A 20,312-nucleotide genomic window follows, 5' to 3' on the forward strand; every position below is an offset into this window, starting at 1 on the left:
AAGCCATGTGCCGGGATCGAAACTTGATTTAGAGAGTTGAGAATTATCAGGTGGAAATCTGACGCGCTTGAGCAGGGCACCTGACCTTCCTCCCGAACTTCGATCAGGTGAGGAAAACACATGGTCCAGTTCGCAAACTCGACAACCGCGGTCGTGCTAGTGGTCGAGGATGAGCCACTAATCATGCTCGGATCGGTCCAGATTGTCGAAGACCTCGGTTACATCGCCCTGCAAGCGACAAACGCTGATGAAGCCATCGTTCTTCTTGAAGCACATCCAGAAATTGTGATCGTGTTCACCGACATCCAAATGGCGGGTTCAATGGATGGCCTTGCTCTCAGTAATTGGGCTGCCAATCGATGGCCGCCGCTGCGATTTATCATTGTTTCCGGAGGCATGCGTCCCAGGCTCGTGGATATGCCCACCGATGCCGTATTCCTGGCAAAGCCGTTCAAATCATCGGCCATTGGCCGAGCAATCGAAGGCTTTCGTGCCGCGTCCTAGTGTTCGATTTGAGCGCGCTTCCGGACAGTCCGGGTTTAATGGCGTTTGAGGTGGGTTCAGGCATTCAGCGACATGGTGAGCCCAAGCGTCGCGGGCCGGGAGCGGTGACACCGCAAGCCGCGTCATCTGTCACTGATACTGCCGCGAAGATGGCCTGCTCGCCCGTGTCACCCGGGACTTTCTTCGGCGGCTGGCCTGGCGCCATCCGGGGCGAGAACGACAGGCTTCAGGTTCGCCGCCGCATGCGGAGCGGCGCTTTCCTACATGTATGGCGGCGCGGTATGTTCAACGCATGATCCGGCAAAGCCCGTCTTCGATTACTGCCAAGGTGACACCTGTCACCCGCAAGGCGACACATCGCCCGCACAAGGCGACACTTTTCGTGCACAAGGCGACACTTTTTCGGCGCAAGGCGACACATTCCAGCCCGAGAGCGGCACTTTCACCCCTGGACCGTGTCAACCGTGTAAACCTGTGCCGCCTTGCGGGCGCGGCGGCTCAGATCGGCAGGATCTCGGGCGTCTCGTGGATTTCCAGGATCTCGAACACGTTGCCGAAGAAATCGCGGCAATAGGTGCCCGCATAGCCGTGCTTCACGCCCTGCGCATCGACGGTGATGGCCTCCAGCACGGGCGGGGTGTGGACCGGCAGGCCGGCGGCGACGATGCGCTCGTGGACGGCGGCAACGTCCTCCACCTGCAGCGCCATGTGGGTATAGCCGTATTCGTTGACCCCCCGGCGCGGGTCCTGCGGGGCCTGCCGAGGGGCGTCGTACTGGAAGACCTCGATCTGGAGATTGCCGAGGCGGCAGAAGAACTGGTTCGCCGCGCTCCCTTCGAGGCCGACGACCTTGTCGATGAACGGATTGTCCGCCCAGCTCAGCGGCGCGACTTCCTCCACCGCCCCCAGGACGTCGAGGTAGAATTCGCGGGCCCTGGACAGGTCGGGCACGGAGACGCCGATGTGGTGGACGCCGATGACGCCCGGGAGGCGGTGGGACATGTCGTTCTCCCTGGTCCGGGACGTCAGGCCGAAGCCTCGGCGGGCGCTTCCGCGCCGACGTTGCGCTGGGCGGCATGCTTGCCGGCGAGGTATCCGAACACCATGCCTGGGCCGAGTGTCCCGCCGCCGCCGCCGTAAGTCATGCCCATCATCGAGCCCATGGCATTGCCCGCCGCGTAGAGCCCGCCGATGGTCCGGCCGTCGACGTCGAGGACGCGGCCCAGCGTGTCGGTCTTGGGTCCGCCCTTGGTGCCGAGGGCGCCGGACTTGACCTCGGCGGCGTACCAGGGGCCGCCCTCGAGCTTGCCCATGGTGGCTTCCTTGCGGCCCTTGTGCGCAGGGTCGCCCCAGTAGAGATCGTAGTAGCTGTCGCCCCGGCCGAAGTCCTCGTCCTTGCCGTTCTCGACCATCGCGTTCCAGCGCTCGACGGTGGCTTCCAGCGCGCCATCGGGTATGCCGAGCTTGGCGGAGAGTTCGTCCAGCGTATCGCCGCGCGCGATCCAGTCGGCGGGCTCCTTCTTGTGCTCCGCATCGCCGACGCCGATCAGCTGCGTGTCGAGGAAGCCCCACTTGTCGTAGAAGCTCTGGTTGAATATGCACCACGCCGGCAGGTTGGCCCAGGTGCAGGTGTTGAGGTCCTGCACGTGGAACGCTGCTCCGAAGGCGTTGTAGTTCGCTGCCTCGTTGGTGAAGCGCTTGCCGGTCCGGTTGACCATGATGGTGCCGGGCAGGGTCCGCTCGCCGGTGAAAAGCATGCGGCCCATCGGGTTGAGCGGGGCCTCGACCACGGGCATCCACCACGCCTCGCGCATCGAGGACAGCATCGCGCCGGCCTTCATCGCCATGCGCAGTCCGTCGCCGGTGTTGGTGCGGATCGAGACGGGCGAGGTGAGGGGGCCGCGCAGGAAGGCGGCCTTGAAGGCGTCGTTGTGCTCGAACCCGCCGGTTGCCAGCACGAGGTTGGGGGTGTCGAGCGTGGTGCCGTCATCCAGGGTGACGCCGCTGATCGCGCCGTTCTCGATGACCAGGTCCTTGCCGCCGGTGCCGGGCAGGAACTCGACGCCGCGATCGAGGCACCCGCGCAGCAGGCGGCCGACGAGGGCATGGCCAAGACCGCGTTCATCGTTGTCGGCGCGGCGCTGCGCTTCCTCCGGCGGCAGCGGATCGGGCACGGCCTGCGCCAGCGAGGTCTCGCCAACGGTGAAATAGACGTGCGGCCAGTAGTAGGGCGAGACTTCCACCCTGTCACGCCACTCGCCCAGCTCGCCGTAGGGGTAGACCGCGCATTCGAGGGTGCGGCCACCGCGGCTGGCGGCGCCGGGCTGTTCGGGGTGGTAATCGGGGAAGTGGGGGACGACCATGAACTGTACCGGGGTCCTGTCCTCTAGGAAGGCGACCATCTCGACGCCGCCGTCGATGTAGGCCTCGGCCATTGCGGGTTCGATCAGCCCGTTCGACATGGACTCGAGGTACGTCAGCGCCTTCTCGCGGCTGTCCTCCTTGCCGTATTCCTTCTGGTGCGGGTTGCACGGAATCCAGATCTGCCCGCCGGACCAGGCCGACGTGCCGCCCAGCTTCTCGCCCTTCTCGACGACGAGCACTTTGGCGCCGTGTTCGGCTGCGGTCAGCGCCGCCGTCAGGCCCGCGGCGCCCGATCCGAGCACGACGAGGTCATATGCCTTGTTGGTCATTGTCTCTCTCCCGAGGGCTCGTTGGCCCGCTTGTTGTCAGACCTGGCTAAAGCCTCCGTCCATCACGAGTTCGTCGCAGGTCATGAAGCTGGACGCGCTGGAGGCGAGGAACACTACGCCGCCGGCCATCTCCTCCGGCCGGCCGAGGCGGCCGATCGGGTGGTTGACGTTGACCCCGGCCTCGGCCGCCTCGCGCGAAGGCGCGGCGCCGAGTTCGACGTAGCGGTCCATGATCGAGGACAGCATCGGCGTCTCGATCCCGCCCGGATGCACGGAGTTGACGCGGATATTGTACTTCAGTGCGGCGAACTCGGCGCCGAGGCACTTCGACAGCATCATGATCGCCGCCTTGCTCACGCAATAGGCCGAGTTGAACGCCGCGCCGCGAAGGCCGCCGATGCTCGAGAAGTTGATGACCGAGGCGCCGGACGGCCTCGCCTTGCCGCCCTCCCGGAGCAGGTCCAGCAGCACCTGCGTGCCGATGATCGCCGAATCCACGTTGACCGCGTTGACCTTGTGGAACTCGCTGAGCGGCGTCTCCTCGAACTTGGTGACGATCGAGAAGCCGGCGTTGTTCACCAGCGCGTCGAGGCGGCCGTATTTCTCGCGCACCAGGGCTTCCACCGCGCGCCAGTCGGCCTCGCTGGTGACGTCGTGCCTGAGGTAGTGGTCGGCGCCTTCGATCTCGGCGGTATCGCGCAGGTCAGTGGCGATCACGGTCGCGCCGGCGGCCTTCATGGCCTTGACGACCTCGCGGCCAATGCCGCCTGCGGCGCCGGTGACGACAGCGATGACGTCGGGAAGGGCGATGGTCATGCTAGAGGTTCTCCATGTCGGGTTAGGTGCTGTTCGGGGCGCGTCACTGCGCGGTCCAGCCACCGTCGATCACCAGCTCCGCGCCGGTCATGTACGAGCTGTCGCTGCCGGCGAGGAAGTACACCGCGCTGGCCAGTTCGGACGGATCGGCGAGCCGGCCGATAGGCGTCTTGCTCGACATCAGGTCGACGAGGTCCTGCGCCTTTTCGGCCACGCCCTTGTCGACCCAGCGCTGGAAGCCTTCCTGGAGCAGCGGCGTGATGACGAAGCCGGGGTGCAGCGAATTGGCGCGGATCGGCATCTTCTTCTCGGCGAATTCCAGCGCAATCGACTTGGTGAACAGCCGCACCGCGCCCTTGCTGGCGTTGTAGCCCGAAACCTCGCTCATGCCGACGAGGCCCATGATCGAGCTGACGTTGATGATCGAGGCACCGCCCTTCACCGCAGCGCCGCTCTGTTCCAGCAGCGGCACGAAAGTGCGCACGCCTAGGAACACGCCGTCGACGTTGATGCTCATGATCTTGCGCCAACCCTCGAGCGAGGTCGTGGCGACGGGACCGGTGAGGTCGATGCCGGCGTTGTTGACGAGGATGTGGAGCTTGCCGTGCCGCTCGGTGACGGCGGCGAGCACCGTCGCCCAGTCGTCTTCGCTGGTGACGTTGGCCTGCACGTAGCTAGCTGCCTGTCCGAGCCGAGCGAGCGTTTCGGCGGCGTCTTCGGGCGAGGAAAGGTCGGTCAGCACCACTTCGGCGCCCTCGGCCAGGAACCGCTCGACGCAGGCCAGGCCGATGCCGCGCAGTCCGCCGGATACCAGCGCGACGCGGCCCTTGAGCCGCTGTGAACCCAGGTCTTCGATCATACGCCGTTCATTCCTGCGGTGGACGCGCCGTCCATGGTGAATTCGCCGCCCGAGCAGAACCGTGCCTCGTCGCTGGCGAGCCAGGCGACCATGCCGGCCACCTCGTCGACCGACGCCATGCGGCCCATCGGCGAAAGCCCCTCGTAGGCACCGCGCGTGGCGGCGGGGTCGGCGGACTTGTCGATCAGGCCGACAATCATGGCGGTTTCGACGACGCCCGGCAGCACCGCGTTGACGCGGATCTGGTACTTGCGATTGCCGGCATGGACCGCGGCGGATTTGACCAGCGCGACGACGGCAGACTTCGACACAGAATAGGCCACGAAATTGCCCATCGCCCGGTGCGCGTTCATCGAGGAGTTGACCACGATCGAGCCGGTCGGCCCGTCCGGGTTCTTCGCCATCGCCCGCATTGCATGCTGGACGGTGAGCATCACGCCGGTGAGGTTGACCCCGATGACGTTGTTCCAGCCCTCGATAGCGATGTCCTCGATGCTGCCGTCGCCGCTTTCGGTGCCGGCATTGGCGAAGGCGATGTCGAGGCGGCCATGCCTGTCCAGGATATCCGCCATCAGCCCGTCCCAGGCGGCGGCATCGGTGACGTCATGCGCCACGAACTGCGCTCCGGTGGCGGCGCAGACCTTGTCGGCCGCCGCGCGGTTGGAGCCGGTGAAAATCACGGTCGCACCCTCGGCGCACAGGCGCTCGACCGTGCCGGCGCCGATACCGGACGTTCCTCCGGTGACGAGCGCCACCTTGCCTTCAAGCCGCTTCACGGCATTCTCCCATTAGCTTTGGGTGGAACATGACCGATCCGCGAGGCGGGACAACCTATGACTTGAGCAAGGTGACTCTTGCTTCGCCACGGTTCAGACATGTCCCCAAACAGGGAAACTGTGCTTGGGAGACTGATTACCGATGGCTGACCGTGACCCCGAAATCGCCACGAAAACCGATGCCGACCGGCTGGGCGAAGACCGTAGCGAGGGCATCAGCTGGGCGGAACTCATGGCGCTGGATTCGCGCACGCCGCCTGCGATCCTGACCGAGGAGAGCTACACCTTCCGCGGGTCCGAGCCGATCCCTGCCGAGCGCTATACCTCCGAGGCGTTCGCGAAGCTCGAGCGCGAGCGGATGTGGCCCTACGTCTGGCAGTTCGTCGCCCGGGAGGAGGATCTTCCCGAACCGGGCGATTACATCGTCTACGAGAACGCGGGCCGCTCCTACCTCGTCAGCCGGCAGGACGACGGCTCGATCCGCGCCATGCACAACGTTTGCCTTCACCGCGGGCGCAAATTGCGGCTGGAGGAAGGGACCGCCGACAAGTTCGTCTGCCCGTTCCACGGCTTCGCCTGGAAGAAGGACGGCAGCTTCGATTCGATGCCGTGCCAATGGGACTTCCCACACCTCTCCGAGCAGAAGCTCGACCTACCCGACGCTGAAATCGACCGCTGGGGTGGCTACGTCTTCCTGCGCGAGGAGAAGGGTGGCCCGAGCCTGGAGGAATTCCTTGCGCCCCTGCCCGAGCACTTCAAGCGCTGGCGGCATGAGGAATGCGCGAGCGTCATGCGTGTCGCCAAGGAAGTTCCGGCCAACTGGAAGGTTGTGATGGAGGCCTTCATGGAGGCCTGGCACACCATCGTCACTCACCCGCAGCTGTTGCCGTTCACGGGTGATTCCAACGCCGCATACTGGACCTGGGGCGACAATGTGAACGTCAATCTCGTGCCGTTTGGCATCATGAGCCCGCACGTTGCCGAAGGGCAGGGCGAGCAGTGGATCGTCGACGAGTTCATCAAGTTCAACGGCCGTTCGGGCGACAACTACGAGGGCGAGGCCCACGCCAACCCGATGGCGATCCAAGTGCCGGAGGGCATGACCGCGCGCGCAGCCCTCGGCGCCGCGATGCGGCAGGCCTATACCGAGAGCACCGGCTACGATCACGGCGATGCGACCGATGCCGAACTGCTCGACGGCCTGGTCTACAACGTGTTCCCGAACTTCGCGCCCTGGGGCGGCTACATGCCGAACATCGTCTACAACTGGCTGCCCGGAAAGACGCCCGACACCTGCATCATGGAAGTGCGCATCCTCGCGCGCATTCCCAAGGGCCAGCCGATCCCGCGCGGCGCGCCGCTCAAGATGCTGCGGCTCGACCAAAAGTGGACCGACGCGCCCGAACTCGGCGTGCTGGGCGACGTGTTCGAGCAGGACATGGACAACCTGCCTTACGTCCAGCAGGGCCTTCACGTCTCGAAGAACGGCAAGGTGAACCTGGGCAACTACCAGGAGATCCGCATCCGCCAGTTCCAGGACACGATGATGAAGTACATCGAGGGCGATCTCGGCGGATCGAGCCAGGCCTGAACCGATGAGCGAGACAGGTAACGAAGCGGCGAAGCCGCCGCGCATCAACTGCGTCCTCGTTTGCGGAGGCGTGTGGCACGACATGGACTTCGCGCGGCTCGAGCTACTCAAGCTGCTGGGCGAGGACCCTGCTGTCCGCACCCGCGTGTTCGAGAACTACGAGACACTGGACGCCCTGCGCGATGCGGACATCCTCATCACCTACACGTGCGACGTCACGCCTTCGCTGGCGGCGCAGGAGGTCTTGCGCGACTGGCTGGCGGCGGGCGGGCGCTGGTACGCGCTCCACGGCACCAACTCGGTGCTGCGCCTGCTGGCCGAGGGGCCGGACGCGGGGCTCTGGGATGCGCCGCGCTGGGCGCCGCTGTTCATGGACATGCTGGGCTCGCAGTTCATCTCGCACCCCCCGATCGCGCCCTACACGGTGACCGTTGCCGACCCCGACCACCCGCTCGTCGAGGGCATCGAGCCGTTCGAGACCACAGACGAACTCTACCACCTCGAAACCCACGGCGACCTACACGTTCTTCTCGAAACCGACTGCACCGAGGAGGGCACCGGCTTCGTCGAGGCGAAGGACGCGCCCGGCAAGCAGCCGGTGATGTACCTCAAGGACCATGGCAAGGGCGCGGTGCTCTACAATACGCTGGGCCACTGCCGCGGGCATTACGACCTTCAGCCCATGCTCGACTGGTGGCCGACGGTGGACCGCTGCGCCTGGGACCTGCCGGTGTTCTACGATCTGCTGAGGCGGGGCATCGGCTGGCTCAAGCAGCGCGAGAGCTGAGGCTGACGGCCGAAAAAGAAGGGGGCGGTCCGGAAACGGCCCGCCCCCTCGTCAGGTGTGGTCCTTCAATTCAGTTGAGCAGTCCGGCATAGCGGTCGAGCGCCGCCACCGGCCCCTCCGGCCAGCGCGAGAGCACCAGCAGCCGCTTGTGGCCGCCGCCGATGGCGAGTTCGTCGGTGACACCCATGCCGCCGTGGAACTGGATCATCTCGTGGCCCAGCTCCACCGAGGCGTCGGCGATGAACGCCCGCGAGCCGTTGACGGCGGCGGTGAAGTCGTCGCTCCCCCATGACACCAGCGCAAGGTTCAGCAGGGCGCGGCTCTGTTCGATCACCGCGTACTGGGCGACCATGCGGTGCTGCACTGCCTGGAACGATCCGAGCGCGGCGCCGAACTGGTCGCGGGTGCGCAGGTAGTCGATGGTGTCGGCCAGCAGCCGTTCCATGATCCCGAGCGCCTCGGCGCTGCGGGCGAGGGCGGCAAGGTCGGACGCGGCGGCGATGGCGGCAAGCCCGTCCTCGCCCAGCCGGTAGCCGGCGGGGACCACTGCGCCTTCGAGTTCCAGCGAGGTCGCCACGCTGCCGTCCGCCATCGTCCAGTCGCGGGTCGAGACGGCGGGCGTGCCAGCTGGCACCAGGAACAGCGCCACGCCGTCCGCGCCGCCGGGCTCGCCGGAAATGCGGGCCGAGACGATGTAACCATCGGCGCCGCCGCCAGCGGCGCAGTAGGGCTTCGTCCCGGTGAGCCGCCAGCCGTCGCCGTCCGCCACCGCCGAGGTTTCCACCCAGACCAGCCCGTCGCGTGCCCGCGCCTCGGCATGGGCGAGGGCGAGGCGTTTCTCGCCGGTCAGCAGCGCCTCGAGCCATTCGCCCTGCAAGGCTTCCGGCGCGCTCATGGCGAAGAGGCGCCCGGCCATCACCACGGCTTCGGCCAGCGGTTCCACCACGAGGCCGCGGCCCAGCGCTTCGAACACTGTGGCGATGCCCGTGGCATCTAAGCCGAGACCGCCCAGTTCCTCGGGGAAAGGCGCGGCGATCAGGCCGAGTTCGCCCAGCAGCTGCCAGTTGGCGCCGGAGAAGCCGCCCGGTCCGGACAGGAAGGCGCGGCGGCTGTCGTGGTCGTAATGGTCGCTGACGAACCGCTCGGTCAGGGCCTTGAGCATTTCCTCGTCTTCGCTGAGGTCGAAATTCACATCTGACTCCCGCTGGCCTTTTTCCGGCTGTGACGGGCCTTCTACCATCGGCGGCAGGGGCGTTACCGCTGGGCAAAAGACTAGTCATGAAAAGGCGCTATCCCGGCCCTTCAAGCGATTGTACCGCCTGCAGGGGCGGGCTAAGAGGTCGGGGGAGAGGATACCAATGCAACTGCTGTCACAGGAAAACATCGACGCCGTGCGGGTGATATCGCCCCAGGGCATTCGTCCGGCGGCCGAAGCGCTGAACCGGATCGCGCTCGCGCACGGCATGCGCGCGGCCCCGGCTCACGACATTGCCGACAAGCGAACGCCCGTCGATGCCGACGGCAAGATGCTGGCTACCGAGGTGTTCGGCTGGGGCGACGACGACCGGGTGTGGTGGCGCAATTCGCGCATCGCGCTCGATTCGCCGCTGACCACCGCCTGCCGGTTCGAGAGCCTGCCGTTCTGGGCCAACGCCGAGGGCTTCCGCACCCGCGAGCCCAACGCCTACCTCGCCTCGATCGACATCGGCAACTTCGAGACCCGCGCGATGACCCGCGCCGCGATCGGCGTGCCGGTCCATCTGCCGTTCGGCCAGATCGGCGCCGTCAGCTTCAACCCGCTCGACAAGAACAAGACCGACCTGACCGAGGAGTTCGCCCTGCTGTCGGACGCGCTCGGCCTTTATGCGCGCACCTTCATCGCGACCTATGTGCAGGTCATGGGCCGTACCCAGGCGCTGCCGCCGGAATCGCGCCTGTCGAAGCGTGAGGTCGAGTGCCTGCGCTGGGCCGCGATCGGCAAGACCGACCTGGAAATCAGCATGATCATGTCGCGCAGCCGCGCCACCGTGCGCTTCCACATCCACAACGCGGCGACCAAGCTCAACGCCGTGAACCGCAGCCAGACCGTCTTCAAGGCGGCGCAGTTGGGCTATATCTCGCTCCAGAACTGAGGCGGGTTTACACGGTTTACACGGTCCAGAGGAAAAAGGTGTCGCCTTGGGCGCCGCCGGGGCCGAAAGTGTCAACTTGCGCGCCCGATGTGTCGCCTTGCGTGTCGCCTTGCGGGTTACAGGTGTCGCCTTGTTGGTGACAGGCGTAACCCTGATGGTGACAGGTGTAACCTGCAGGGTGACAGGTGTAACCTTGCGGAGGCGGTGAAGCGTGGGCCGGGTCATGGCGCGAGAATACCGCCGCGCGGCGCCTGTAGGAAAATGCTTTCCGCCGCGTCTTGCGCTCTGGCCGTTCGCCGCTCAAGGGCGGGCCATGCAGATCAGAACCGACGATCCGGCCGCGCCTCATGTGGCGGCGCTGTTGGCCCACCATCTCGAGGAACTGGCCAGCGTCATGGGCGAACACGCCTTCGCGCTCGATGCCGGCGGCCTGTCTTCGCCCGAGGTGACGTTCTGGACCGCCTGGCGTGGCGAGGTCCTTGCCGGGTTCGCAGCGCTCAAGGCGCTGGGCGCCAACGACGGGGAAGTGAAGTCGATGCGCGCCGCTCCCTCCGCGCGGCGGACGGGCGCGGGACGCGCCCTGCTGGACCACATCGTCGCCGAGGCCCGGGCGCGCGGCTACGGCGCTCTTTATCTGGAGACAGGGACGGCGGACCTGCATGGGCCCGCCATCGCGCTCTACCATAGTGCGGGGTTCGTCTCGTGCGGGCCCTTCGCGGGCTACGAGCCGAGCCCGCACAACCAGTTCATGATGCTGGCGCTCTGAGTTGGGTGACGGGGGGGCAGGCCCCGCGGGGTCAGCGGAAAATGAACCACAGGATCAGGATGACCGGGATCGGAACGCCGATCAGCCATAGTAGAATACCCTTACCCATGATCATTTCTCCTTTGTGTCGGATGGAAACGAGCATCGCGGTTCGAGGTTCCGGGAAGCCGGTGTGGTATTGCCCGCCGCACCCGCTATAGGCGGGGCGACGCAAGCTCACGCAAATCAGGCAGACGCATGGCCCGCAAGCATTCCAAGCATGGTCCCTACGAGGACCTGCATGACGACGACGAGGCCCCGCCGCCGGTCGTCCCCTGCTGGCTCTGCGGCCGGCCGACCGGCAAGAACGTCGTCCTGCACCATCCCGTCCCGAAGAGCCGGGGCGGGCGCGACGTGGTGCCGATGCACCCGATCTGCCAGCAGACGCTGATCGCCAACTTCACCAATTCCGAACTTCAGCGCCACGGCACGGACGTGGAAGGCTTGCTCGCCAACCCCACCGTGCGCAAGTTCGTCGACTGGGTGGCCAACAAGGACCCCGACTTCACCGCGACGACGGCCAAGAAGAAGCGCTGAGGCCCCTCGTCCCGCGTGCGCGGCGGTATCGCCCGGCCTACTGGATCACGCACTGGTTCTTGTAATTGAGTATCCCGGTGCGAAGCGGGTAGCTAGGCGCATCGCTTTGGGTGAGGGCGATGACTTCGTCCACGTGGAAGCGCTCTTCTTCGGCCGCCAGCGCATTTCCAGCTTCGGCCGTATCTTCCATCCGAGCGGTGAGCTTGCAGCGGCGCGTCGTCGGGTTCTGATTGACCATCATGACGCCGCAATTGCCTTCTTCCTTGACGAAACTCGGCAACCCCTTGCTGCGGGTCATTTCAGACAGTCGCCGCAACGTCATCTGCCGGGCGAACTCCGGGCTGTAGCTGAGGGGCAGCCAGGTATCGACCTCGATCCGGTTCTTCTTCTTGAACTTGCAATAGCTGCCCGTCGTCGGCCCCAGGGCCTGACCCAGCTGGGCGTGCGACGGCAGGGAAGCGAGCGTCCCTCCGGCGAGTGCCAATATCGCCGCGATGCGTGCCTTGCCGATACCTCGAGCCAACCCAGTTTCTCCTCGTGTGCCGGCCTTCGCGATTGCAACGACAGGAAGGCCGGCTGTTTGCCCCCATCCGGGGAAGGCGAACGAGGATTGCCTAGTCAAGAGATGTCGACTTGTCGAACGCAACGCGCGCGTCCGCCCGGTCCGTCCGATCGAGCCAGGTGGCTTGCGTCAGGAGCCGGCGCGGTGCGACCTTGGCGAAGCGGGCAGAACCGGGGTTCGCGGTCTTTTCATCCCCGATCCTCCAGCATCAGCTGCGCGCCGCGGAGGCCCACTGCCATCGCGGGCGCATTGGTGTTGCCGGTGACGTGCCAGGGCATGACCGAGCAGTCCGCCACGCGCACCCCTTGCACGCCGTTCACCCTGAGGCGCGGGTCGACCACTGCCTCCGCGTCGCCGCCCATGCGGCACGAGCGGATGGCGTGGAGGCCGCAGCTCGACAGGCGGCGGAACATGGCAAGCACGTCCTCGTCACTTTCCACCTCGGCGCCCGGCACCAGTTCCTCGCCGACCATGGTGCGGAGCGGGCCCGCGCGCACGTAGGCGCGCATCGAGCGCACGAGGGCGATGGCCGAGCGCCTGTCGTGCTCGGTCGAGAGGAAGTTGTGCAGGATCTCGGGCGCGTACCTTGCCGATGGCCCGGTCGCGCGCACGCTGCTCTCGCTGGTGAGGCGCAGGAGCTGGCCGTAGATGGTGACGCCGGGCAGCGGATCGATCTTGTCGAGCGGGACCGGGTCCTTGTCGTCGCCCACCTTGAAGGTGTAGCCGCCGAGGTAGAACTGCGCGTCGGTGCGTCCGTCCGGGTGGGCGACGTTGCTAAAGGCGCCGACCTCGAACGGCCCGGTCGCCAGCACGCCGTCGCCGCGCAGGAGGTAGCGCAGCATGGCGAAGGCGGCGCCGATGCCGAAGAAGCTCCTGTTGGTCCCCTTGCCCCGGTCGAGCCGGAACGGGATCGACAGCGAGAGGTGCTCGATCATCCGCTCGCCCACGTCGGGGGAATGCGCGACGAGCGGGATGCCCGCCGCCTCCAGCCGTTCGCGGTCGCCGATGCCGGAGCGGTGGAGCAGCAGCGGGCTCTCCATCGCGCCCGCGCTGACGACGATTTCTCCGGCGCAGTCGAGTCTCTGCGGGCGGCCATCCACGGTCACGTCGATGCCGACCGCGCGCGTCCCGTCGAAGACGATGCGCTCCGCCATAACACCGGTCATCACCGTGACGTTGGGCCGCTTCCTCGCGGCGGCGAGGTAGGTGCGGGCGGACGAATCGCGCTTACCCTTGCGGATGTTGTGGCTGTAATAACCCACGCGCGGGCCTGCGGTGGCGTTGAGGTCGTCGACGCGGCGAAGGCCCTGCGCCTCCCCGGCCTCGATCATGCGTTCGGCGAGCGGGTACTTGAAGCAGGCGGGGTCGACGCGCACGAGCCCGCCGCCGCCGCGCATGGGCGAGGGGCCGGCCTTGTGGTCCTCCAGTTCAAGGAAGGCGGCGGTCATGCTCGCGCCGTTCCAGCCGGTGGCGCAGGCCTCGCGCTCCCAGGCGTCGTAGTCGGCGGGCTCGCCCCGGCTCCAGATCATGCCGTTGATCGAGGACGAACCGCCAAGGCCCTTGCCGCGGATCCAGACTTCGCCGTCGCCCGGCTCGTTCGCGCCGGGATCGCGCGGCTGGGCGACGTGGTAGGCCCACATGTGCTCGGGCTTCTTGACGAGCTTTGCGACGCCCTTGGGGAGCGTGACCCAGAAGCTGTCGTTCTCGCCGCCGGCTTCGAGCACCAGCACCTGAGACCGACCGTCCGCGCTCAGCCGCTCGGCCATGACGCAGCCGGCCGAGCCGGCGCCGACGATGATGTAGTCCCACTGTTTCGACATTGTTCGTCTCTCCCTCCCGAGAGGTCGCACGAACTAGCGCAATGACTACCCTAGCGTTTTGATGAGTCACAATGCGGGGGCAGGCGGGCCTAAACCCTCTTCATGACCGGACTCCAATACCGGGATCGGAGAGAGATGAGAGCGATCGCAGAAGGCCTGTTCACCGACGAGACGCCCCCGCGTCTGATCGGCGGCAAGGACCGGGAAACCGGCCGGATCGTATTCCCGTGCCCGTCCGCGAAGACACACGAGCCCGTGCCGCTGGCGAGCGAGGGGACCTTGTGGTCCTACACCGTGCAGCGATACCGCCCCAAGACGCCGCCCTACGCCGGGCCGGATGCGTTCTCGCCCTGGGTCGTCGCTTATGTCGAGCTGCCGGGCCAGGTCATCGTCGAGGCGCCGCTATACGGCGTCGCCTTCGAGAAGGTGACGATCGGCATGCCGGTGCGCTTTTCGCCCGCGCCGCTCAACCCGCAGGACGCGGATGGCGTCTTCATTCCCGCCTTCGTCGCCATGGGAGATACCGAATGAGCGGTGACGTCTGCATCGTCGGCATCGGCATCCACCCGTTCGGGCGCACCGACGGCCTCTCCGGCCTCGACCAGGGCGTCTTCGCGGTGCGCCAGGCGCTCGCGGACGCGGGTGTGGAGTGGCCGCAGGTCCAGTTCGCCTACGGCGCCTCGGACGCGGCGGGGAACCCGGACACCATGGTCGACCGGCTCGGCCTCACCGGCGTCCAGTTCATCAACGTGCGCAACGGCTGCGCGGCGGGCGGCTCGGCGCTGTTCTCGGGCCAGATGGCGATCAAGTCGGGCGAGTTCGAGCTCGGCATCGCTGTCGGCTTCGACAAGCACCCGCGCGGCGCCTTCAATGCGCTGCCGGCCGAATACAACCTGCCCGACTGGTACGGCGAGGTGGGCCAGATGGTCACCACGCAGTTCTTCGCGGCCAAGATCATGCGCTACATGCAGATGTTCGGCATCTCGCAGGAGACGCTGGGCCGGGTGGCGGAGAAGGCCTTCCGCAACGCCGTCCACGCCCCCCATGCCTGGCGCCGCGAGCCGGTCGCGCTCGAGGACATCCTCGCCGCGCCCTTGGTGAGCGATCCCTATACAAAGTACATGTTCTGCTCGCCCGCCGAGGGCGGCGTCGCGCTCGTCCTCGCCAGCGAGAAGAAGGCGCGCGAGCTGGGCAAGCCCCTGATCCGGCTCAAGGCCGCGACCATGCGCACCCGTCCGCCGCACAGCTTCGAGGTCTTCGCGCCGTCGGTCGACGTGGTGGAGGACGACACCAAACCTCGCGGCACCGCTTCGCGCATCGCCTCCGCCGACGCCTTCCGCCTCTCCGGCATCGGGCCGGGCGATATCGACCTCGCCCAGCTCCAGGACACCGAGGCCGGCGCCGAGATCATGCACATGGCCGAGAACGGCTTCTGCGCGGACGGCGAGCAGGAGAAATGGCTCGCCGAGGGGCATACCGAGATCAATGGCGCGCTGCCCGTCAACACCGACGGCGGCTGTCTTGCCTGCGGCGAGCCGATCGGCGCATCGGGCCTGCGCCAGGTCTACGAAAACGTCGTGCAACTGCGCGGAGACGGCGGTGGCCGTCAGGTCCCGGGCGATCCCAAGACCGCCTACAGCCACGTCTACGGCGCCCCGGGCGTCTCCGCCGTCACCATTCTGGAACGCTGAAGCGAATGGACATCGAACTTTCCCCCCACGACGCTGCATTCCGCGAAGAGGTCCGCACCTTCCTGCGCGAGCACCTGCCCGCCGACGTGAAGGCGGGGGCGGCGGCGACGCCGTCGGTCTTCGTCGAGCCCGAGATCGGGCAGGTCTGGAACGCCGTGCTCAACGACAAGGGCTGGCTGGGCTACCAGTGGCCCGCCGAGCATGGCGGCACCGGCTGGACTCCGCTCCAGCGCTACCTGTTCGAGAAGGAATGCGCCGCCGCCGGAGCGCCCAATCTCACGGTTCTCGGCCTCAAGCTGCTCGCGCCCGTGATCTGGACCTTCGGGACCGAGGCGCAGAAGGCTGAGGTCCTGCCGCGCATCCTGACCGGCGAGGACTACTGGTGCCAGGGCTTTTCCGAGCCGGGCGCCGGGTCCGACCTTGCAAGCCTCAAGACGCGGGCGGTGCTTCAGGGCGACCATTACGTCGTCACCGGCACCAAGATCTGGACCACCCACGCGCACCACGCCAACCGCATGTTCACGCTGGTGCGCACCAACACCGAGGTGAAGAAGCAGGCGGGCATCTCGTTCCTGCTGATCGACCTGAACACCCCCGGCGTCTCGGTGCGCCCGATCCTGACCAATGCGGGCGACCACGAGGTCAACCAGGTGTTCCTCGACAACGTGATCGTGCCTGCCGAAAACCTCGTCGGCGGCGAGGGCGAGGGCTGGACGATCGCCAAGTTCCTGCTCGAGAACGAGCGCGGCGGATCGTGCCACGCACCCAAGCTCGCCTACGATCTCGACCAGGTGGAGGCCGCCGCCAGGGACCAGAGCGACGGGAAGGGCGGGCAGCTGTCCGACCAGGTGGACTGGCGCCGCCGCGTTGCCAGGGCCCGGCTCTCGGTCAACGCGCTCGAGATGATCGAGCTCAGGATCATTTCCGAGATCGCCAAGGGCCGCAAGCCCGGCCCTCAGACTTCGCTGACCAAGCTGCTCGCCTCCAACCTGCGGCAGGAGATCGACTTGCTTGCGGTGGACCTCTACGGGCCCGCCGGATTGCAGCTGGAGACCGCGCGACCGCTTTACGGTGACAATGCTCCGGAAGGGCTCCATTCCAAGGGAGCGCAGGTCGCCTCGGCGCGCTATCTCAACAGCCGCGCCTGGACGATCTTCGGGGGCACCAACGAAGTCCAGAGCACGATCATCGCCAAATCCGTGCTGGGCCTGTGATGGCCCGGCGCCTGAAAAACGAGAGGAATCCTGCATGCAGCTGAACCGCGAGGCGCTGACCCGTGCCTACCGGCAGATGAAGCTGATCCGCGAATTCGAGGAACGGCTCCATGAGGAGATCCAGACCGGCGAGATCGCGGGCTTCACCCACCTCTACTGCGGTCAGGAAGCCGTCGCCGTCGGCGTGTGCGAGCACCTGACTGAGCGCGACAAGATCGTCTCCACCCACCGCGGCCATGGCCACTGTCTCGCCAAGGGCTGCGACGTGGACGGGATGATGAAGGAGATCTGGGGCAGCCAGGAGGGCCTTTGCAACGGCAAGGGCGGCTCGATGCACATCGCCGACATCGACAAGGGCATGCTCGGCGCCAACGGCATCGTCGGCGCGGGCGCCCCGATCGCGGTGGGAGCGGCCATCTCCAACAAGATCGACGGTCCGGACGAGAACGGCGACCTCGCCGTCGCGATCGCCTTCTCGGGCGACGGCGCCTGCAACCAGGGCACCACGTTCGAGGCGATGAACCTCGCGGTGGTCACCAAGGCGCCGTGCATCTTCGTCTTCGAGAACAACCACTATTCCGAGCACACCGGCGTCGACTATGCGGTCGGCACGGTAAGGGACATCGCCAGCCGCGCCGAGGCGTTCGGCATGAAGGTGTGGCGCGGCGATGGGACGGACTTCTTCTCGGTCTACGACACCTTCCGCGAAGTGCTCGAATACGTGCGCGTCCCCGGCAACGGCCCGGCGGCGGTGGAATTCGATACCGAGCGCTTCTTCGGCCACTTCGAGGGCGACCCCCAGCGCTACCGCGGCGACGGCGAACTGGATCGCCTGCGCGCCGAGCGGGACTGCCTCAAGATCTTCCGCAAGAGCGTGACGGGCGCCGCGCTGCTCGACCATGCCGACCTCGACAAGGTCGACACCGACGCGCTCCAGGCGATCGAGAACGCGGTCAAGGCATCGCGCGCTGCGGCTCGTCCAAGCCCCGAGAACGTCCTCGACAACGTCTACATCAGCTACTGACGGCAGGAGCGAGAACCATGGCAAAAATGATGTATCGCGACGCCATCCGCAACACGATCTTCCAGGAGATGCAGCGCGACAGCCGCGTCGTCGTCCTGGGCGAGGACGTGGTGGGCGGCATGGGCACTGCCGGCGGGCCTGAGGCCATCGGCGGCATCTGGTCGACATCGACCGGCCTCTACGACGCCTTCGGGCCCGACCGCGTGATCGACACCCCGATCAGCGAAAGCGCCATCATGGGCGCGGCGGGCGGCCTTGCGCTGGCCGGCAAGCGGCCGGTGGCGGAGATCATGTTCGCGGACTTCATCGGCGTCTGCATGGACCAGCTGTGGAACCAGATCGCCAAGTTCCGCTACATGTTCGGCGGCAAGTCGGTCTGCCCGGCGGTGATCCGCATGCCCTGCGGCGCGGGCTACAACGCCGCCGCGCAGCACAGCCAGATGATCTCCCAGTTCGTCACGGGCATGCCTGGCCTCAAGGTGGTCATGCCCGCCACGCCGGAGGACGCCTGCGGCCTCCTGCGCCAGGCGATCCGCGACGACGATCCGGTGGTCTTCCTCGAACACAAGTTCCTCTACGCGATGAGCGGCGAGGTGAACGACGATCCGGACTTCTGCATCCCCTTCGGCCACGCCCGCCTTGCCCGCGCCGGGCAGGATGCCACCATCATCGCCAGCGGCATGATGGTCAGCTATGCCGAGACCGCCGCCGACGACCTCGCGCAGGACGGCATCGGCTGCGACGTCATCGACCTTCGCACCACCTCGCCGCTCGACGAGGAAGCGATCCTCGACTCGGTCGAAGTGACGGGCCGCGCCGTGATCGTCGACGAGGCGCCGCCGCGCTGCTCGCTGGCGACGGACATCTCCTCGCTGATCGCGCAGAAGGCCTTTGCCAGCCTGAAGGCGCCGATCGAGATGGTGACGCCGCCTCACACGCCGGTGCCGTTCGCCCGCGAACTCGAGAGCGCCTACCTGCCGGGCCCCGCGAAGATCGCGGCCGCCGTGCGCAAGACGCTCGAATACCGTTGAAGGGGCTGCTGACATGAGCCGCATCCGCGCATTCACGATGCCCAAGTGGGGCATCGAAATGACCGAGGGCACGGTCGCCGACTGGACGGTGAAGGAGGGTGACACCTTCAAGCGCGGCCAGACGTTGTGCCTGATCGAAACCGCCAAGATCACCAACGAGGTCGAGGCCGAATACGACGCCACCGTGCGCCGCATTCTGGTCGGCGGCGGCAGCGAGTCCGAGCCTGTCGGCGCGCTGCTGGCCGTGTTCGACGAAGGCTCGCACTCCGACCAGGAGATCGAGGCTTTCGTCGCCAGCTTCAAGCCGGCCGAGGGCGGCATCGCCAAAGGCGCGGAAAAGGCCAAGGTAGCTGCTCAGGCCGACGCCGAAAGCGCGCCCGTTGCCGCGCCGGACAAGCCCCGCGTCAAGATCGACACCAACCGCCCGATCAGCCCCGAGGCCTTGCGCCTCGCGGAGGAGGAAGGCGTCGATATCGCGGGTATCGAGGGATCGGGCCGGGGCGGGCGCATCACCCATCAGGACGTCGTCAAGGCCCTGCGCGGGCCTTCCCAGACGGCACCTAAGGGTACATTGACCGTACCTGAGGACGACATGACCGTCCTCGCCTCGCCGCTCGCGCGCCGGATCGCCGCGCTGCACGGGCTCTCGCTCTCGGGCCTCACCGGGACGGGGCCGCGCGGCCGCATTTCCAAGGCCGACGTGCTGGCCCTTGTGCCCGCACCGAAGGCCGCGGCGGGAGCGATCGGCACGCCCGAATTCGTCGCCGGCGAAAACCGCGCCGAGGTCGTGCCCTTCGACCGCATCCGCAAGGTCGTCGCCCAGCGGCTGACCCAGGCCAAACAGGAGCTTCCGCACTTCTACCTGCGCATGTCGGCCAGCGCCGATGCGCTGCTGGAGATGCGCAAGACCGCCAACGTAGTGCTGGGTGCCAAAGCCTCGGTCAACGACTGGATCGTCAAGGCGAGCGCGATGGCGCTGGTCCGTCATCCCGACGTCAACGTGCAGGTTCATGGGACAGAGATCCACCGTTTCCCCCACGCCGACGTCTCGATCGCGGTCGCCGGGCCGAAGGGCCTCGTCACCCCGGTCGTGCGCCAGGCCAATCTCATGCGCATCGACCAGATCGCGGCCGAAACCCGCCGCCTGATCGACAAGGTTCAGGGCAAGGGCCTCTCGATGGAGGACATGGAGGGCGGCACCTTCTCGGTCTCCAACCTCGGCATGTTCGGGATCGAGAACTTCGACGCCATCATCAACCCGCCGCAGGGCGCGATCCTCGCCGTGGGGGCCGCGCTGCGCCAGCCGGTCGAGACTGCCGCCGGAGACATTGCCTTCGAGACGCGCATTTCCTTCACCCTGTCGGTCGACCACCGCGCCATCGACGGGGCGGCGGGCGCGCAGTTTCTGCAGACGCTCAAATCCCTGATCGAGGCGCCGCAGGGCCTCTTCGCCTGAAAGGAACCTAAAAA

At 66.8% G+C, this 20,312-nt stretch carries 21 protein-coding genes; 12 read left to right on the forward strand and 9 right to left on the reverse strand.

Annotation, left to right across the window (positions count from 1 at the left end; all coding sequences use genetic code 11):
- Positions 1–120 precede the first annotated feature (120 nt).
- A complete protein-coding gene (locus PMI02_RS21780) occupies positions 121–504 on the forward strand; it encodes a response regulator (protein ID WP_007687029.1) in 384 nt (127 codons plus the stop codon).
- Between the two features lie 498 nt (positions 505–1,002).
- Here the strand turns inward: PMI02_RS21780 and PMI02_RS21785 are convergent, their stop codons facing one another.
- Genes PMI02_RS21785 through PMI02_RS21805 form a run of 5 tightly spaced genes read right to left on the reverse strand, consistent with a single transcriptional unit; the run spans position 1,003 to position 5,648 of the window.
- A complete protein-coding gene (locus PMI02_RS21785; protein ID WP_007687030.1) occupies positions 1,003–1,506 on the reverse strand; it encodes a VOC family protein in 504 nt (167 codons plus the stop codon).
- Positions 1,507–1,529: 23 nt separating this feature from the next.
- Positions 1,530–3,197: an FAD-dependent oxidoreductase gene (locus tag PMI02_RS21790; protein WP_007687031.1), complete on the reverse strand. Its 1,668-nt coding sequence runs from the start codon at positions 3,195–3,197 to the stop codon at positions 1,530–1,532.
- A gap of 36 nt (positions 3,198–3,233) precedes the next feature.
- A complete protein-coding gene (locus PMI02_RS21795) occupies positions 3,234–4,013 on the reverse strand; it encodes an SDR family NAD(P)-dependent oxidoreductase (protein ID WP_007687032.1) in 780 nt (259 codons plus the stop codon).
- Positions 4,014–4,056: 43 nt separating this feature from the next.
- On the reverse strand, positions 4,057–4,872 hold the full coding sequence (locus PMI02_RS21800; protein ID WP_007687036.1) for an SDR family oxidoreductase: 816 nt from the start codon (positions 4,870–4,872) through the stop codon (positions 4,057–4,059).
- On the reverse strand, positions 4,869–5,648 hold the full coding sequence (locus tag PMI02_RS21805; protein WP_007687037.1) for an SDR family NAD(P)-dependent oxidoreductase: 780 nt from the start codon (positions 5,646–5,648) through the stop codon (positions 4,869–4,871). Before PMI02_RS21805 ends, PMI02_RS21800 begins: the two co-directional genes overlap by 4 nt.
- Before the next feature lie 142 nt (positions 5,649–5,790).
- Between PMI02_RS21805 and PMI02_RS21810 the strand changes: the two genes are divergently transcribed.
- Positions 5,791–7,239, forward strand: a complete 1,449-nt coding sequence (locus tag PMI02_RS21810; RefSeq protein ID WP_007687039.1) for an SRPBCC family protein — start codon at positions 5,791–5,793, stop codon at positions 7,237–7,239.
- 4 nt (positions 7,240–7,243) lie between these two features.
- On the forward strand, positions 7,244–8,026 hold the full coding sequence (locus tag PMI02_RS21815; RefSeq protein ID WP_007687041.1) for a ThuA domain-containing protein: 783 nt from the start codon (positions 7,244–7,246) through the stop codon (positions 8,024–8,026).
- A gap of 70 nt (positions 8,027–8,096) precedes the next feature.
- On the opposite strand, the gene PMI02_RS21820 is transcribed toward PMI02_RS21815, so the two are convergent.
- On the reverse strand, positions 8,097–9,218 hold the full coding sequence (locus PMI02_RS21820; protein ID WP_007687043.1) for an acyl-CoA dehydrogenase family protein: 1,122 nt from the start codon (positions 9,216–9,218) through the stop codon (positions 8,097–8,099).
- A 166-nt stretch (positions 9,219–9,384) separates the two neighbouring features.
- Between PMI02_RS21820 and PMI02_RS21825 the strand changes: the two genes are divergently transcribed.
- Together PMI02_RS21825 and PMI02_RS21830 are read left to right on the forward strand one after the other, a co-directional pair.
- A complete protein-coding gene (locus tag PMI02_RS21825; RefSeq protein ID WP_007687046.1) occupies positions 9,385–10,158 on the forward strand; it encodes a helix-turn-helix transcriptional regulator in 774 nt (257 codons plus the stop codon).
- 313 nt (positions 10,159–10,471) lie between these two features.
- Complete coding sequence (locus tag PMI02_RS21830; RefSeq protein WP_007687048.1) at positions 10,472–10,924, forward strand: GNAT family N-acetyltransferase; 453 nt, start codon at positions 10,472–10,474, stop codon at positions 10,922–10,924.
- Positions 10,925–10,955: 31 nt separating this feature from the next.
- On the opposite strand, the gene PMI02_RS27420 is transcribed toward PMI02_RS21830, so the two are convergent.
- On the reverse strand, positions 10,956–11,144 hold the full coding sequence (locus PMI02_RS27420; protein WP_157222646.1) for a hypothetical protein: 189 nt from the start codon (positions 11,142–11,144) through the stop codon (positions 10,956–10,958).
- 17 nt (positions 11,145–11,161) lie between these two features.
- Between PMI02_RS27420 and PMI02_RS21835 the strand changes: the two genes are divergently transcribed.
- The gene (locus PMI02_RS21835; protein ID WP_007687050.1) at positions 11,162–11,500 is read left to right on the forward strand and encodes a hypothetical protein; all 339 of its coding nucleotides are present in this window, start codon (positions 11,162–11,164) and stop codon (positions 11,498–11,500) included.
- A gap of 37 nt (positions 11,501–11,537) precedes the next feature.
- On the opposite strand, the gene PMI02_RS21840 is transcribed toward PMI02_RS21835, so the two are convergent.
- Positions 11,538–12,023: a hypothetical protein gene (locus tag PMI02_RS21840; RefSeq protein ID WP_007687051.1), complete on the reverse strand. Its 486-nt coding sequence runs from the start codon at positions 12,021–12,023 to the stop codon at positions 11,538–11,540.
- Positions 12,024–12,250: 227 nt separating this feature from the next.
- Positions 12,251–13,882 (reverse strand): GMC family oxidoreductase, encoded by a 1,632-nt coding sequence (locus PMI02_RS21845; RefSeq protein ID WP_007687052.1) that lies wholly within the window; start codon positions 13,880–13,882, stop codon positions 12,251–12,253.
- A gap of 135 nt (positions 13,883–14,017) precedes the next feature.
- On the opposite strand from PMI02_RS21845, the gene PMI02_RS21850 reads away from it, so the two are divergent.
- The 6 genes from PMI02_RS21850 to PMI02_RS21875 are packed head-to-tail and all read left to right on the forward strand — an operon-like array spanning position 14,018 to position 20,298.
- On the forward strand, positions 14,018–14,413 hold the full coding sequence (locus PMI02_RS21850) for a Zn-ribbon domain-containing OB-fold protein (RefSeq protein WP_007687053.1): 396 nt from the start codon (positions 14,018–14,020) through the stop codon (positions 14,411–14,413).
- Positions 14,410–15,573 (forward strand): thiolase family protein, encoded by a 1,164-nt coding sequence (locus PMI02_RS21855; protein WP_007687054.1) that lies wholly within the window; start codon positions 14,410–14,412, stop codon positions 15,571–15,573. Before PMI02_RS21850 ends, PMI02_RS21855 begins: the two co-directional genes overlap by 4 nt.
- 5 nt (positions 15,574–15,578) lie before the next feature.
- Positions 15,579–16,787, forward strand: a complete 1,209-nt coding sequence (locus PMI02_RS21860) for an acyl-CoA dehydrogenase family protein (RefSeq protein ID WP_007687055.1) — start codon at positions 15,579–15,581, stop codon at positions 16,785–16,787.
- 34 nt (positions 16,788–16,821) lie between these two features.
- Entirely contained in the window at positions 16,822–17,811 is a 990-nt protein-coding gene (locus PMI02_RS21865; protein WP_007687061.1) for a thiamine pyrophosphate-dependent dehydrogenase E1 component subunit alpha, read from the forward strand.
- A gap of 17 nt (positions 17,812–17,828) precedes the next feature.
- Positions 17,829–18,842 (forward strand): alpha-ketoacid dehydrogenase subunit beta, encoded by a 1,014-nt coding sequence (locus PMI02_RS21870; RefSeq protein ID WP_007687064.1) that lies wholly within the window; start codon positions 17,829–17,831, stop codon positions 18,840–18,842.
- 13 nt (positions 18,843–18,855) lie between these two features.
- A complete protein-coding gene (locus tag PMI02_RS21875) occupies positions 18,856–20,298 on the forward strand; it encodes a 2-oxo acid dehydrogenase subunit E2 (protein ID WP_007687066.1) in 1,443 nt (480 codons plus the stop codon).
- The last annotated feature ends 14 nt before the right edge of the window (positions 20,299–20,312 follow it).

It is taken from the genome of Novosphingobium sp. AP12, assembly GCF_000281975.1.
Taxonomy (GTDB): Bacteria; Pseudomonadota; Alphaproteobacteria; order Sphingomonadales; family Sphingomonadaceae; genus Novosphingobium.

What these genes read in the sequence shown, in the direction of transcription:
- PMI02_RS21865 (WP_007687061.1), top strand. Translation starts at nt 16,822, where the DNA reads ATGCAGCTGAACCGCGAGGCGCTGACCCGTGCCTACCGGCAGATGAAG.
- PMI02_RS21780 (WP_007687029.1), top strand. Translation starts at nt 121, where the DNA reads ATGGTCCAGTTCGCAAACTCGACAACCGCGGTCGTGCTAGTGGTCGAG.
- PMI02_RS21830 (WP_007687048.1), top strand. Translation starts at nt 10,472, where the DNA reads ATGCAGATCAGAACCGACGATCCGGCCGCGCCTCATGTGGCGGCGCTG.
- PMI02_RS21800 (WP_007687036.1), bottom strand. Translation starts at nt 4,872, where the DNA reads ATGATCGAAGACCTGGGTTCACAGCGGCTCAAGGGCCGCGTCGCGCTG.
- PMI02_RS21835 (WP_007687050.1), top strand. Translation starts at nt 11,162, where the DNA reads ATGGCCCGCAAGCATTCCAAGCATGGTCCCTACGAGGACCTGCATGAC.
- PMI02_RS21845 (WP_007687052.1), bottom strand. Translation starts at nt 13,882, where the DNA reads ATGTCGAAACAGTGGGACTACATCATCGTCGGCGCCGGCTCGGCCGGC.
- PMI02_RS21815 (WP_007687041.1), top strand. Translation starts at nt 7,244, where the DNA reads ATGAGCGAGACAGGTAACGAAGCGGCGAAGCCGCCGCGCATCAACTGC.
- PMI02_RS21825 (WP_007687046.1), top strand. Translation starts at nt 9,385, where the DNA reads ATGCAACTGCTGTCACAGGAAAACATCGACGCCGTGCGGGTGATATCG.
- PMI02_RS21875 (WP_007687066.1), top strand. Translation starts at nt 18,856, where the DNA reads ATGAGCCGCATCCGCGCATTCACGATGCCCAAGTGGGGCATCGAAATG.
- PMI02_RS21860 (WP_007687055.1), top strand. Translation starts at nt 15,579, where the DNA reads ATGGACATCGAACTTTCCCCCCACGACGCTGCATTCCGCGAAGAGGTC.
- PMI02_RS21795 (WP_007687032.1), bottom strand. Translation starts at nt 4,013, where the DNA reads ATGACCATCGCCCTTCCCGACGTCATCGCTGTCGTCACCGGCGCCGCA.
- PMI02_RS21810 (WP_007687039.1), top strand. Translation starts at nt 5,791, where the DNA reads ATGGCTGACCGTGACCCCGAAATCGCCACGAAAACCGATGCCGACCGG.
- PMI02_RS21870 (WP_007687064.1), top strand. Translation starts at nt 17,829, where the DNA reads ATGGCAAAAATGATGTATCGCGACGCCATCCGCAACACGATCTTCCAG.
- PMI02_RS21790 (WP_007687031.1), bottom strand. Translation starts at nt 3,197, where the DNA reads ATGACCAACAAGGCATATGACCTCGTCGTGCTCGGATCGGGCGCCGCG.
- PMI02_RS21850 (WP_007687053.1), top strand. Translation starts at nt 14,018, where the DNA reads ATGAGAGCGATCGCAGAAGGCCTGTTCACCGACGAGACGCCCCCGCGT.
- PMI02_RS21855 (WP_007687054.1), top strand. Translation starts at nt 14,410, where the DNA reads ATGAGCGGTGACGTCTGCATCGTCGGCATCGGCATCCACCCGTTCGGG.
- PMI02_RS21785 (WP_007687030.1), bottom strand. Translation starts at nt 1,506, where the DNA reads ATGTCCCACCGCCTCCCGGGCGTCATCGGCGTCCACCACATCGGCGTC.